Origin of the sequence: Streptomyces galbus (assembly GCF_005280195.1) — a bacterium.
GTDB classification, from domain to species: Bacteria; Actinomycetota; Actinomycetes; order Streptomycetales; family Streptomycetaceae; genus Streptomyces; species Streptomyces galbus.
The window spans coordinates 277,683-290,072 of record NZ_SZPR01000018.1 but is presented as its reverse complement, the minus strand read 5'-3'; the positions used below and the strand labels follow the sequence as shown (position 1 = coordinate 290,072).

General features: G+C 74.7%; 14 protein-coding genes and 7 tRNA genes. 9 read left to right on the top strand and 12 right to left on the bottom strand.

The window, feature by feature from the left end:
* Positions 1-46: 46 nt before the first annotated feature.
* Both E4U92_RS22550 and E4U92_RS22545 read right to left on the bottom strand, forming a co-directional pair.
* A tRNA-Val gene (locus tag E4U92_RS22550) sits at positions 47-118 on the bottom strand.
* 39 nt (positions 119-157) lie between these two features.
* Positions 158-604 (bottom strand): SRPBCC family protein, encoded by a 447-nt coding sequence (locus E4U92_RS22545; RefSeq protein WP_137302244.1) that lies wholly within the window; start codon positions 602-604, stop codon positions 158-160.
* Positions 605-742: 138 nt separating this feature from the next.
* Here E4U92_RS22545 and E4U92_RS22540 point away from each other — a divergent pair, with 138 nt between their 5' ends.
* Positions 743-3,271 (top strand): SCO7613 C-terminal domain-containing membrane protein, encoded by a 2,529-nt coding sequence (locus E4U92_RS22540; RefSeq protein ID WP_229862691.1) that lies wholly within the window; start codon positions 743-745, stop codon positions 3,269-3,271.
* A gap of 212 nt (positions 3,272-3,483) precedes the next feature.
* Here E4U92_RS22540 and E4U92_RS22535 read toward each other — a convergent pair.
* Both E4U92_RS22535 and E4U92_RS22530 read right to left on the bottom strand, forming a co-directional pair.
* Positions 3,484-3,558, bottom strand: a tRNA-Val gene (locus E4U92_RS22535).
* Positions 3,559-3,633: 75 nt separating this feature from the next.
* Entirely contained in the window at positions 3,634-4,098 is a 465-nt protein-coding gene (locus E4U92_RS22530) for a TIGR02611 family protein (RefSeq protein WP_137302242.1), read from the bottom strand.
* Positions 4,099-4,288: 190 nt separating this feature from the next.
* On the opposite strand from E4U92_RS22530, the gene E4U92_RS22525 reads away from it, so the two are divergent.
* Positions 4,289-4,702 carry an SsgA family sporulation/cell division regulator gene (locus tag E4U92_RS22525; RefSeq protein ID WP_004002642.1) on the top strand — a complete coding sequence of 138 codons (414 nt, stop codon included), beginning with the start codon at positions 4,289-4,291 and terminating at the stop codon, positions 4,700-4,702.
* 238 nt (positions 4,703-4,940) lie between these two features.
* Positions 4,941-5,501, top strand: a complete 561-nt coding sequence (locus tag E4U92_RS22520) for a CGNR zinc finger domain-containing protein (protein WP_137302241.1) — start codon at positions 4,941-4,943, stop codon at positions 5,499-5,501.
* A gap of 92 nt (positions 5,502-5,593) precedes the next feature.
* Here E4U92_RS22520 and E4U92_RS35970 read toward each other — a convergent pair whose 3' ends face one another.
* Positions 5,594-5,758 (bottom strand): hypothetical protein, encoded by a 165-nt coding sequence (locus E4U92_RS35970; RefSeq protein WP_168725175.1) that lies wholly within the window; start codon positions 5,756-5,758, stop codon positions 5,594-5,596.
* A 177-nt stretch (positions 5,759-5,935) separates the two neighbouring features.
* Positions 5,936-6,394, bottom strand: coding sequence for a hypothetical protein (locus E4U92_RS22515; protein WP_137302240.1), 459 nt, complete (start codon positions 6,392-6,394; stop codon positions 5,936-5,938).
* 195 nt (positions 6,395-6,589) lie between these two features.
* Between E4U92_RS22515 and E4U92_RS22510 the strand changes: the two genes are divergently transcribed.
* On the top strand, positions 6,590-7,165 hold the full coding sequence (locus E4U92_RS22510; RefSeq protein WP_174863980.1) for a DsbA family protein: 576 nt from the start codon (positions 6,590-6,592) through the stop codon (positions 7,163-7,165).
* Between the two features lie 7 nt (positions 7,166-7,172).
* On the opposite strand, the gene E4U92_RS22505 is transcribed toward E4U92_RS22510, so the two are convergent.
* Genes E4U92_RS22505 through E4U92_RS22495 form a run of 3 tightly spaced genes read right to left on the bottom strand, consistent with a single transcriptional unit; the run spans position 7,173 to position 9,924 of the window.
* Positions 7,173-7,997, bottom strand: coding sequence for a GNAT family N-acetyltransferase (locus E4U92_RS22505; protein ID WP_174863978.1), 825 nt, complete (start codon positions 7,995-7,997; stop codon positions 7,173-7,175).
* 53 nt (positions 7,998-8,050) lie between these two features.
* Positions 8,051-8,872 (bottom strand): aminotransferase class IV, encoded by an 822-nt coding sequence (locus E4U92_RS22500; RefSeq protein ID WP_137302237.1) that lies wholly within the window; start codon positions 8,870-8,872, stop codon positions 8,051-8,053.
* Entirely contained in the window at positions 8,869-9,924 is a 1,056-nt protein-coding gene (locus tag E4U92_RS22495; protein WP_137302236.1) for a chorismate-binding protein, read from the bottom strand. Before E4U92_RS22495 ends, E4U92_RS22500 begins: the two co-directional genes overlap by 4 nt.
* A gap of 197 nt (positions 9,925-10,121) precedes the next feature.
* Here E4U92_RS22495 and E4U92_RS22490 point away from each other — a divergent pair.
* The 5 genes from E4U92_RS22490 to E4U92_RS22470 all read left to right on the top strand — a co-directional run bounded on the left by E4U92_RS22490 (position 10,122) and on the right by E4U92_RS22470 (position 10,579).
* Positions 10,122-10,194, top strand: a tRNA-Gly gene (locus E4U92_RS22490).
* Positions 10,195-10,231: 37 nt separating this feature from the next.
* Positions 10,232-10,305 (top strand) — tRNA-Cys (locus E4U92_RS22485).
* Between the two features lies 1 nt (position 10,306).
* Positions 10,307-10,378: transfer RNA gene (locus E4U92_RS22480), tRNA-Val, on the top strand.
* 23 nt (positions 10,379-10,401) lie between these two features.
* Positions 10,402-10,473 (top strand) — tRNA-Val (locus E4U92_RS22475).
* 34 nt (positions 10,474-10,507) lie between these two features.
* Positions 10,508-10,579 (top strand) — tRNA-Val (locus tag E4U92_RS22470).
* A gap of 50 nt (positions 10,580-10,629) precedes the next feature.
* Here E4U92_RS22470 and E4U92_RS22465 read toward each other — a convergent pair.
* The 3 genes from E4U92_RS22465 to E4U92_RS22455 form a co-directional block, all read right to left on the bottom strand.
* The gene (locus tag E4U92_RS22465) at positions 10,630-10,923 is read right to left on the bottom strand and encodes a TFIIB-type zinc ribbon-containing protein (protein ID WP_137302235.1); all 294 of its coding nucleotides are present in this window, start codon (positions 10,921-10,923) and stop codon (positions 10,630-10,632) included.
* Between the two features lie 80 nt (positions 10,924-11,003).
* Positions 11,004-11,936, bottom strand: coding sequence for a phosphotransferase enzyme family protein (locus E4U92_RS22460; RefSeq protein WP_137302234.1), 933 nt, complete (start codon positions 11,934-11,936; stop codon positions 11,004-11,006).
* 170 nt (positions 11,937-12,106) lie between these two features.
* On the bottom strand, positions 12,107-12,313 hold the full coding sequence (locus E4U92_RS22455) for a hypothetical protein (protein ID WP_137302233.1): 207 nt from the start codon (positions 12,311-12,313) through the stop codon (positions 12,107-12,109).
* Positions 12,314-12,390: the final 77 nt, after the last annotated feature.

Below are 12,390 nucleotides of genomic sequence, written 5' to 3'. Positions count from 1 at the left end.
GGCACGAAGAAGGCCGGCCCGCTGCGGCGGACCGGCCTTTTCCCGGTGGGCGATACTGGGTTCGAACCAGTGACCTCTTCGGTGTGAACGAAGCGCTCTCCCACTGAGCTAATCGCCCGGGAACGCACTGAACCATACAGGTCCCCGCGGCGATCCTTCAAACCGCTTCGAGCGCGCCGAGCAGTCCGCGCCGCCCGGCGCGCATCATCAGCCGGTGGTTGGCGCGGAGCAGCGGCCGTCCCGGCACGGCGAACCGCCGGAGCAGCGGCTTGGTCACGTCGACCTCCTGGTCGTAGCGGGCCAGGCAGCCGCCCGCGGCCGGGGTGACCGTCCAGCGGGCCCAGCCCTCCATGTCGCCGGCCAGCGCGGTCTCCAGCACCCCGGCCGCCGGGTCGCGGCGCGTCTCGTGCGCGGTGAACGTCAGGTCGTACGGCAGCAGGGAGCGGACGCGGAGCACGCCGCTGGTGCCGTCGAGCCGGGTCACCTCGCGCACCTGCGGCCACCAGCGCGGGTAGTCCTCGGGCCGCTCCAGCACCGCGTACACGACCGGAACGGGTGCGGGCAGGGGCCAGCGGCTGACGAAGCGGTAGTGGGTCCAGTCCATGGCCTGCGTCTTCCCCGTGCACGGCGGGATCTCCCCCGCGACCGGCGGCTTCCGGCTCCTCGTCCGAGTAGCTTCCCCGGCCGGTTCTGAGTACCGGTACTCATGGCGCCCGGCGTGACCCCGGCCACACTCCGAAGCATGACGTACCTTCCGCCCCCGGCCGAGGAACTGCGGTTCCTCGACGCCGAGCTGCGCCGGCTGGACGCGCGCCGCGCCCGGTTGCTGGCCCGCCGCGCCTGGCTGGTCTCGGTCCTCCAGTCGGCGCCGCCCGGCCCCGCCGCCCCGCCCTCCACCGGGCCGACGCCCACCGCCGGCCCGCGCCCCGAGGCGTCCGCGCCGCGCGTGCAGAACGTGCTGCTGGTGCTCGGCGGTGTCCTGCTGACCATCGCGGCGATGGCGTTCACGCTGGTCAGCTGGGGTCACCTGGGGATCGCCGGGCGGGCTGCGGTGCTGGGCACGGTGACGGCGGCGGCGCTCGCCGCCCCGGTGCCGCTGCTGCGCCGCGGCCTGCGCTCGACCGCGGAGTCGGTGGCCGGACTGGGCCTCGCCCTGACGGTCCTGGACGCGTACGCCCTGCACGCCGCGGCCCTCGCGGGCACGGACGGCACCGCGTACGCGGCCGTCGCGACGACCGTGCTGGCCGCTCTGTGGGCGGCCTACGGCACCGCCCTGGACGCACTGCGCCTGCCCCGGCCCGCCGCGCTGGCCGCCGCCCAACTCCCGCTGCCGCTCGCCGCGGTGGCCGCCGGTGCGGGCCCCTACGGCATCTCGGCCGCGCTCCTGCTGACGGCCACGGCCGACGCGGCGGCGGCCCTCCTCGTCACGTCCCCCGCGCTGCGCACCGTACGGATCGCCGCCGCGACCGGCGCCTACGGCATGGGCGGCTGGGGCCTCCTCGGAGCGCTCTGGCTCTCCTGGACGGCACCCGGCCCGGGCGCCGCGGCCCGCGCGGCGGCGCTCCTGCTCCCGGCGTCGGCGGTGGCCCTGACGGCGGCCTGGCGGACGGCGGGCACGGCCGCCTCGGACCCTGCGGGCGTCCCGAGCACTACGGGTGCTCCGCACGCTCCGAGCGGTACCGATGCGGTGGGCACGACGAACACCACGGGTCCCACGGATGCACCGACGGCCTTCGGCGCAGCCTCCCTGGCCCGCCCCGGCCGGCCGCTCACCACCACCCTCCCCACGGCGACCGCCCTCCTCGGGGCCCTGCTGCTGCTCGCCGCGCTCGGCGGTCTCCTGCGCGTGGTGCTGCCCGGGGGCTGGGCCGTACCGGCGGAACTCCTGGCCGGTCTGGCCCTGTTGGCGGCCCTGCGGGTGCCGCGGCTGCCCGAGCCGGTGCGGCACGGCGTGGCCTGGGCCTCCGCCGCCGTGCAGGGGCTCGCGCTGCTGGTGGCGCTGCCGCTCGTCGCCGTGGCCCTGTTCGGCCCGCTCGGCCAGGTGGACCGCCCCTGGTCGGGCGCCCCGGCCGACGCGCGGGACGCGGTGACCGTGCACGCGCCCTGGCTGTCGCACTCCGGCCCGGCGCTCGCGGTGCTCGGCATCCTCGCCGCCGCCCTCGCCCTGCTGATGCGGAACGCGGCCTGGCGCCCGCAGGCGCTCGCCGGTGCCGCGGCGCTGGCCTGGGCGGCGGTGCTGTCCCTGCCGGCCGCGCTGGAACTGCCGTACGTGGTCGGGCTCCTGCTGCTCGGCCTGCTGACGGTGGCCGTCCTCGCGCTGCCCGTCCTCCCGCCGGCCGGTACGGCCCTGGCGCTGGTCACCTCGGTCGACCTGGCCTTCCTGGCGCTGGCCGACCGCACCGTGACGCTGACCGCGCTGTCCGCCCTGACCGTGCTGTACGCGGCGGCCTCGGCGCGCTCCCGGTGCGCTCCGGTGACGGCGCCCGCGGCCCTGGTGTACGCCACCGCGCTGGCCTGCGCGACCGGGGCGGCGGCGGGCTGGCAGGCGTCGCACACGGCCCTGCTGGTCCTCGTCGTCCCGGCGGCCGCGGTGGCCGTCGCACCCCGGCTCGCCGCCACGGCGCGGGTCGCCTGCGAGGTGACGGGCGCGGCCGCCGCCCTGGTGGCGGTCGGCCTGGCGGTGACGGACGCGCCGGTGCTGGCCCTGGTCCTGTCGTCGCTCGGCGTGCTCGCGGCGGCGACCGCGGTACGGCCGGACCGCCGCTCGGCCGGTTACGCGGCGGCCGCCCTGTTCGCGCTGGCCGCCTGGGTGCGGCTGGCCGCGTGGGAGGTCACGGCCCCGGAGGCGTACACCTTGCCGGTGACCCTCCCGGCCCTGCTGGTCGGTGCCTGGCGCAGGCGCCGGGACCCGCTGACCGGGTCGTGGCCGGCGTACGGTCCGGGGCTGGCCGTGACGCTGCTGCCGAGCCTCGCCGCCCTGTGGCGGGACGAGGGCTGGCCGCGTCCGCTGCTGCTCGGCTCGGCGGCGCTGCTCATCACGCTGCTGGGTGCCCGGTACCGGCTGCGGGCGCCGCTGGTCCTCGGCGGCGCGGTGCTGGTGCTGACCGCGCTGCACGAACTGGCGCCGTACCTGGTGCAGTTCGCCGACGCGCTGCCCCGCTGGGTGCCGCCCGCGCTGGCCGGGCTGCTGCTGCTCGCGCTGGGCGCGACGTACGAGCGGCGCCTCAGGGACGTCCGTCGGGTGCGGGACGTGCTGGGCCGGATGAATTGAGGCGTGTGTCCCGGACGGGTCCGGCCGGACTCCGTCCGGGCGCTTCGAATTCCCCGCGTCCAAGGGGGACTTGAAGTCGACGGCATTTCGAGAAACGTCCGGGGAATTCCCGCCCGGGGCCTTGGTCCGGATTTCTTCCCGATACGCCTCGTGGTCGGTGAATTCCGGAACGCAACCGGCCCGCCTGCTTCTCGCAGGCGGGCCGGTGTGGGTGGTGGGCGATACTGGGTTCGAACCAGTGACCTCTTCGGTGTGAACGAAGCGCTCTCCCACTGAGCTAATCGCCCGGGCGCAGGAAGAACATTACCCCATGTCAGGGGGTGCCTGTGACCAGCGGCGGGCGGTCCGTGCGGCCCTGCGGCTCACTGGTTCTCGATCTTCCAGGGCATGACGAACCCGAACGTCCACACGTAGACGCCGATGAGCACGCCCACGACCACCAGGCCGATCGACGTCAGGACGATGTTGCGGCGCCGGACGCGGGGGTCCAGGGCCCGCTGGGCCGCCTCGGTGACTTTGCGTTTCGTCCAGCGCAGCACGAGCTGGGCCCAGACGAACTCGGTCGCCCAGATCGCCATGCCACCGAAGATCACCACCCAGCCGGGTCCGGGCAGCGGCAGCATGATCACGCCGGCCACGACGACCGCCAGCCCGACCACGAAGACGCCGACCTGCCAGCTCACGTGCAGCAGGCGGCGCTCCTTGACGAATTCCGGCGCACGGGAGCCGAGCCCCTCGTGCTCGTGCTGACCGGACCTGGCCTCGCCCACTTCCGCTCCGTCCGACGCCACGGCGACCTCACCCGGCACGTCACTCCCCGTATTCATACGGCGAGACCCTACCGGAGCCGGCGCGTCACTGGAATGGTCGTACCCACCGAAGGCACCCTCGGCCGGAAGAGTTACGTAAAGACACGCAAAACACTCAGAGGGGTTTACAACGGCACCGTAGGTGGCATGTCGATTTCGCCGACGTGCGAATCCCCGAGCGCACACTGAGCGAAAGGCCCTGGCGCTTATGAACACCACGGTCAGCTGCGAGCTGCACCTGCGCCTCGTTGTGTCGAGCGAGTCCTCCCTGCCTGTCCCCGCAGGCCTGCGGTACGACACGGCCGACCCCTACGCCGTGCACGCCACCTTCCACACCGGAGCCGAGGAGACCGTCGAGTGGGTGTTCGCCCGCGACCTCCTCGCCGAGGGCCTCCACCGGCCCACCGGTACCGGCGACGTCCGTGTCTGGCCGTCGCGCAGCCATGGTCAGGGCGTCGTGTGCATCGCCCTGAGCTCGCCCGAGGGCGAGGCGCTGCTCGAGGCCCCGGCGCGGGCGCTGGAGTCCTTCCTGAAGCGGACGGACGCCGCCGTGCCCCCCGGCACGGAGCACCGCCACTTCGACCTCGACCAGGAGCTCTCGCACATTCTGGCGGAGAGCTAGAGCGGGGCCCCTACGAGCCGCCCGGCGCCGTCCACTCGGGGAGACGGCTCGGGCTCGAACAACCGCATAGGGCACGCGCCGACGCCGCCCCCCGGAGATTCACAGGGATCCGGGGTGCGGCGCCTGGGCGTGCGCGGGGGAAGCCGGCGGCGACGGACCCTCCGCCGGGCGGCCAGGTGCGGCTACCATCGGCCAGCATCGGCGGGCGCCCGCCCGTCCCCAGGCCAGGGAGCGAAACGTGCTGATCACCCACGACACCCGGTGTGCGCTCGATGCCGTGGTGGATCTGGTGAACACCGCCCCGGAGGACGACACCACCCCGGACGGGCTGCCGGACGTCGCCTCCCTAGAGGAGTTCGTGCGCGGCCACGACATCAGTGACGTCGGAGTGCTGTCCGAGTTCGACCTGTCGGCGGTGCGCAAGGTCCGCGGGCGGTTCGCCGGGATCTTCGCGGCCACCGACCCCCGGACCGCGGCCGGTCTGATCAACGAACTGGTGGCCGCCGCCGGCACCACGCCGAGGCTCACCGACCACGACGGCTACGACTGGCACATCCACTACTTCGCGCCGGGCGCCTCCATCGCCGACCACCTGGCCGCCGACTGCGGGATGGCGCTGGCGTTCTTCGTGGTCGCCGGGGAGCAGGAGCGGCTGCGGCGCTGCGAGGCCCCGGACTGCCGGCGGGCCTTCGTGGACCTCTCCCGCAACCGGTCGCGCCGGTACTGCGACAGCCGGACCTGCGGCAACCGCCTGCACGTCGCCGCGTACCGCGCGCGCCGCAAGGAAGCCGCCGGCTGAGCCCTGCCGCCGGGTGCGCGGTGCGCCGCGGACGCCGTGGGGCCGGTGCCGACGCGGCCCCGGCGGGTGGCGCCGGGGACCGCGGGAACGGCTCACAGCAGCAGCAGGTCGTGCAGCGCAGCCATGAGCAGGAGACACCCGATCACCGCCAGGAAGATCATCAGCGGTGGCTGGGAAAGGGCGAAGAGGCATCCACGCGGCTCGTTCTCCGGCGGCGTGGGGTCGGTCTGTGCCTCGCTCTGTGTCGTGTCCAGCATCTCGCGGCGATGATGGCGCAGCGGACACCCTCTTCGCGATCACCACGCCCGGAATGAGCGGGTGGGCGCACCTTTCCTCGATCTCCCGTCCGCGGAGTGATCAGTTCCGTCCACCTGCGGTTCCGACTGTGTCGTTTCAGCGGACCCGGCGGCCGGGGACGCGGACCCGCGCGGCGGTCATATGCCGTGCTTCTTGAGGATGGCCTCGATGTCGCTGAAGTCGTCGGAGGAGTCCGGGCGCGGCGCGGCCGCGGGCCGGGCTGCCGGGCGGGCGGCCGGACGCGGGGCGGCGCTGCCGAGGGAGGGCGCCGAGGCGTCGGGGGCCACCGCGTCCTGCCGGGCGGACCTGGCCGCGGCCCTGCGCTCCTTGCGGGTGCCGCCCCGGCGGCGCTCCACGGCGCGGGTGAGCGTGAAGAGGCCCCAGGCCACACCGAGCAGCGCGAAGCCCGCCCAGGCCGTCGGGCTGAAGGCGGTGTCCGCGAGCCACTCGACGACGCCGGTCATCACCAGGCCGAGCGGGACGAGCGCGTAGGCCGCGATGCGGGTCGCGGCGAGGAAACGCCGGCGGTAGGCGGTGACCGCGGCGATGCCCAGGCCGGCCGCGGCGACGGCGGAACACACGGTCTCGGCAATCATCCGGTCCTCCAGGGGCACGGTCGCTCCGGGGGCGCGAGGCGGCCCCTGCCCTCCATCGTGCACCTGCGGACGGCCCCGGGGCCACGCTGCGGGCGGACATCAGGGACATCTCCGGGTCGCCTCCTCCCCGGGTGCCGCCCCGGGCCGGGCCGCCGCGGATTGGGGAGCGGCGCCCCGGGCTGGAAGACTGGTCGCATGAGCGACACCTCCTCCGACGCCACCGCCCCCGCCGACACCACCGCCCCGGCTGCCTCCCCCGGCTCCGGCGCCGCCCGCCCCGCCGTCGTGCTCGACGTCTGGTGCGAGCTGCAGTGCCCCGACTGCCGCGGCGCCCTCGCCGACCTGCGGGCCCTGCGGGAGCGCTACGGCGACCGGCTGGAGCTGCGGCTGCGGCACTTCCCGCTGGACAAGCACCGGCACGCCTTCGCCGCCGCGCAGGCCGCCGAGGAGGCCGCGGAGCAGGGCAGGGGCTGGGAGTACGTCGAGGCCGTGCTGGAGCGGGTGGAGGAGCTGGACCGTACGGGAGAACCCTTCCTGGTCCAGGTCGCCGGGGAACTCGGGCTGGACGCCGAGGAGTTCGACACCGCCCTGATCGACGGGCGGCACATCCTGATCGTGGACGCCGACCAGGCCGAGGGCAAGGCGATCGGCGTGACCGGCACCCCGACGTACGTCATCGGCGGCGAACGCCTCGACGGCGGCAAGAGCCAGGAAGGGCTGCGCGAGCGCGTCGAGGAGATCGCCGACCGGCTGCTGGCGGAGGCGTCCTGAGCGGGGCTCAGAGCAGGGACTTGGCCATCGAGTGGTCCACCGGCTCGTAGCCGAGCGACTCGTACAGCCGCTCGGCCGGCGTGTTGCCCGCGAACACGTTGAGCCCGATGACCCGCGCGCCGGCGGCGATCGCCTGGGCCTCGGCCAGCAGCATCAGGCTGCGGCCGTGGCCCCGGCCGCGGTGCGCGGGGTCGGCTTCCACGTCGTACACGAAGGCCCGCTCCCCCTCGACGTGCAGCCAGAGGGTGCCGACCCGGGTGCCCTCGTGTTCCAGGACGCTGATCAGCGTGTTCTCGGTGGCGGTCCCGTGCGGCAGCAGCCGCCGGTCGTCCGCCTCCGCCTTGGCCAGCGCCTCGCGCTCGGGCACCCCGCGGCTGATCCAGGTCTGCGCGTACTCGCGCAGGCTGTGCTCGCGCCAGGGTCCGTACTCGGCGTCGGTGAGCGGTCTGCCGCGGCTGCCGGCGGGCAGCCCGGGCGCCACCGCGCCGAGGGTCTTCCGCATGCCGCGGTTGCGGTGGACGTAGCCGAGCGTCGTCGCCAGCCGCAGGGCGACCGGTGCCGTCGCGGGGACCCGCACCTCCAGCACCCGGCAGCCCCAGCCGCGCGCCACCTCCTCGGCGGCCAGGGCGGCGACCGTGCCCCGGCCGCGCCGACGGTCGGGCTCGTCGATGCGCAGCTCGTCGATGCGGCCGACGCCCGGGCCGAAGTCGGGGTGGGTGGACAGGCGTATCTCGCCGACGGGACGGCTGTTCACGCACACCTGGTAGTGGCGCGACAATGCTCCGTCGGCGGCTCGCTGGAGCGGCTCGGTGGGCCGCAGGGTCGTGGTCATCAGGTGATTTCTACCCTCTGCCCGCCCCGCGGGTCAGCTCCATATCCACGCACTCAGGGGTCGAGGTCGTCGCCCGCGCGCTCCTCGAAGACGCGCATCGCCTTGGCCGTCACCGGGCCGGGCGCGCCGGGCAGTTCGCGGTCGTCGACGCGGTGCACGGCCTGCACGTCGCGCAGGGTGGAGGTCAGGAACACCTCGTCGGCGCTGCGCAGGACGTCCAGCGGCAGGTCGGTCTCCTGCGCGCCGGTCCACTCGATGGTCAGCGCGCGCGTGATGCCCGCCAGGCAGCCGGAGTGCAGCGGAGGGGTGTGGATCTCGCCGTCGAGGACCACGAAGACGTTGGAGCCGGTGCCCTCGCAGAGCTGTCCGACGGTGTTGCCGAACAGCGCCTCGGTGGCGCCGTGCTCGTGCGCGCGGGCGAGCGCGACCACGTTCTCGGCGTACGAGGTGGTCTTCAGGCCCGTCACCGCGCCCCGTTCGTTGCGCGTCCAGGGGACCGTGACCACGGCGGTGGTGTCGGCCCGGCGGGAGGTCTCGCCGAGTGCGACCACCAGCGTCGGGCCGTGCTCGCCCCGGTCGGAGCCGAGGGGGCCGAATCCGCCGGTGTAGGTGATGCGCAGCCGGCCCAGCGGCACCGGGTCGGCCTCCAGGACGGCGGCGCAGGCGCGGCGGACCTCGTCGAGGTCCGGGTCGGGCAGGCCCAGGCCCCGCGCGGAGCGGGTGAGCCGGTCCAGGTGCCGGGTGAGGGCGAACGGCCTGCCCTCCTGCGCCTTGACCGTCTCGAAGACGCCGTCGCCCACGGTCAGGCCGTGGTCGAAGACGGAGACACGGGCGGAGTCGGTGTCCCGGAGCCCGCCGTCCAGCCAGATCTTCACGTGTGCAGTCCCTCTCCACTCACCTCGTACGCCCCCGACGCTACCGCGAGGAGCCTGGACGCCTTCAGCTCGGTCTCCCGCCACTCCCCCTCGGGGTCGGAGCCCCAGGTGATGCCGGCGCCCGTGCCGAAGCGCAGTACCGCGGTACCCGGTGCGGGCCGGTCGATCCAGAAGGTGCGGATGCCGACGGCCAGCTCGCCGGTCCCCCGGTCGGCGTCGACCCAGCCGATGCCGCCGCAGTACGGCCCGCGCGGTGCCGTCTCCAGGGCGCCGATGATCCGCAGGGCACTGGACTTGGGCGCTCCGGTGACCGAGCCGGGCGGGAAGGCCGCGGCCAGCAGCTCGGGCCAGCCGGCGTCGTCGCGCAGCTCGCCGCGGACCGTGGAGACGAGGTGGACGAGCCCCGGGTGCTTCTCCACGGCGCACAGGTCGGGCACGGTGACGCTGCCGGTGGCGCAGACCCGGCCGATGTCGTTGCGGACCAGGTCGACGATCATCACGTTCTCGGCGTAGTCCTTGTCGAGCAGGTCCGCCTCGGTGCGCCCGGTGCCCTTGATCGGGCCGGACAGCACGGCGCGGCCGTCCCGGCGCAGGAACAGCTCCGGGGAGGCGGTGGCGATCTCGACGCCGTGGCCGGGCAGCCGGATCGTTCCCGCGTACGGCGCCGGGTTGCCGCGGGCCAGCAGCGCGGTGAGCGCATCGACGTCGGTGTCCGGGGCGACGGGCGCGGACAGCACCCGGCAGAGGTTGGCCTGGTAGACCTCGCCGGCCGCTATGTGCGCGCGGACGCGCCGCACGCCCTCCTGGTACGCGGCGCTGTCCAGGGAGGACGTCCAGTCGCCGACCGCCGGGCCCCGCCAGCGGCCCGGCACCGGTGCGGGCACGGGCGCGTGGCGCACGTCGGCGAAGCGCGCGCAGACCAGCCGGCCCTCGAAGTCGGCGCTGACGGCCCAGAAGCCGGCGGAGTCCAGCGCGGCGGGGTCGTCGGTGACGTCGAGGAGGCCGGTGGCGAGGCGGTCGCCGAAACGGGCGAGGGCGGGCAGGTCGAGCACGGTGTCGAGTCTATGAGGGGTGCGCGGCGGTCCGGTCGCGTGTCCGCGCGGTGACCTCGACGTGACCCTCAGGGGCCCTGAGCTGGTCGGCGGCGGAACGCAGGGCAGCACGCTGCGCAAACGCGTTTTTGTACTGGCCCGGGAATCCGCTAGAGTTCAACACGTCGCCGGGACGCGGGAGCGGACCGAACCGACAGGCGGACGTAGCTCAGTTGGTAGAGCGCAACCTTGCCAAGGTTGAGGTCGCGAGTTCGAGCCTCGTCGTCCGCTCGAAGGAAGAGGGGTCTTCCCGGGCCCCTGCACTCCTGGTGGAGTGGCCGAGAGGCGAGGCAACGGCCTGCAAAGCCGTCTACACGGGTTCAAATCCCGTCTCCACCTCCAAGGACGATTAGCTCAGCGGGAGAGCGCTTCCCTGACACGGAAGAGGTCACTGGTTCAATCCCAGTATCGTCCACTGAAGCCCCTCGGCTTCGACCCGCGCGATTAGCTCAGCGGGAGAGCGCTTCCCTGACACGGAAGAGGTCACTGGTTCAATCCCAGTATCGCGCACGCAGTGCCTCCGGCCCCTGGGCCGGGGTCCCGAGGACGATTAGCTCAGCGGGAGAGCGCTTCCCTGACACGGAAGAGGTCACTGGTTCAATCCCAGTATCGTCCACAGAGCGAACAGCCCCCGGTCCCGCGACCGGGGGCTTCGTCGTGTCCGGCTCAGCTGGAGAACAGCATGTGGCCGAAGCTCTTGTGGCGGTGGTGGCCGCCGTAGTGCCCTCCGTGGTGACCGCCGTGCTGCGGGGCGCCCCACGCCGGGGCGGGCGGGGCCGGGTACGCCTGCGGGGCGGGCGGGGCCGGCGGCGCGGCGGGCGCCCACTGGGACTCCAGGCGGGTCAGCGCCTCCAGCTCGCCGTAGTCCAGGAAGATTCCCCGGCAGTTGCTGCACTGCTCGATCTGGACGCCGTTGCGGTTGTACGTGTGCATCGCCGCATGGCACTTCGGACACTGCATGGTCTGCTCAACTCCTCGCGGGTCGGTCCTGCTTCGCGTTCCGCCAGGACAGACTCTGCCCCGCCCCGGTCGGTTGCACCCTATGCCGACGGATCCGGCGCCGGGTGCGCGGGGACCGGGCCCATCCGCGCGCAGGCGTCCACCAGGGCCTGTTCGACCTCGTCCAGCGGGCGGTCCTCGCCCACGGCCTTGGTGACGGAGCGGGCGGCGGTCTGCACGGTCAGGGCACGGGCCGGGACGTCCAGGGCGGGCCAGGGGTCGCCGTCCGGGGGGACGGCCGGGCCGCCCGCCGAGCGGTACGCGCCGAGGAACCGCGCCCACTCGTCGGGCGGGAGCAGGCCGCACGCGTACCAGGCGGCCGGGCGCGCGAGGTCCCAGGCGGGCACGCCGGTGCCGAGGTCGTCGACGTCGATGAGGTGCCACGGGCCGTCGGGAGCGGGGTGGCGGACGAGCTGGCCGAGGTGGAGGTCGCCGTGGCACAGGGCGGAGGCGGGCATGGGGGTCTCGGCGCGGGCCCAGGGCGCGAGCGTGGACCAGGCGGCGAGCACCGGGCCGGTGGCCGGGTGCCCGGGGCCCGCGGTCCGGCGCAGCCGGCGCACGGCGTCGGCGGCCTTGGCCGGGCCGCGCATCGGGGGCAGGCCGGGCGGGGCGGGGGTGCGGTGCAGCCGGGCCAGCAGGGTGCCGGCCGCCTCCCAGGGGGCGGCGTCGGGGTCGTCGGGGTCCACGGGGGTGCCGTAGGGCCAGAGGGTGTGGGGGCGGGACTGCCGGTCCGGTGTCGTGCCGACCGGGGGCAGGAGGACACCGGGCAGCCGCGCCGCGACGCGGAGCCGGGCGGCCAGGGCCTCGGGGTCGGTGCCGGGGGCGTGCGCCTTGCCGACGAGGGGGCCGTGCCGGACGACGGTGGCGTCCGGGCGGTCGGCGAGCACGGCCGTCTCGCAGGCGCAGCCGGGCAGGTCCGGTCCGGGGTGGGCGGCCTGCCGTACGCGTGCGGCGAGGCTCGGGTGCGGCGACATGGAGGCGAGCGTACGACCGCCGGGGAGGTGTGCGGTCGCCGGGGAAGAGCAATGCCGGCGCAGCTCCCCAGCTGCGCCGGCATTTTGCCGTCCGCCGCACCCCCGTCCCCACGGGGTTTCATGGGTGGATGTCCCCGCCCGGACCGCTCTTCCGGGCCTGGGGTCGCCGCTCAGCGCCCCAGCATCACGCCCACGGACGACGCCTGTGTGGCCACCGTCTCCCAGCCGTCGAAGACGAGGAGGAGCAGGGCCGCCAGGGGAAGGGCCATCAAGGTCGCCACCAGTGGGTGGCGACTGCCCTGACGGCGGGGGCGGAAACCGGCGTGCGCCGTACGTCCTGCGTCGCGGAACAGCGTCCGCGGTGCCGTCTGGGCCATGGTCCCTCTCCTGACCGTGTCGGTTGTCGTCGGCAGCGGCGGGTGTCTGACCTCGGGGGACGAGTGCTGCACCCGCC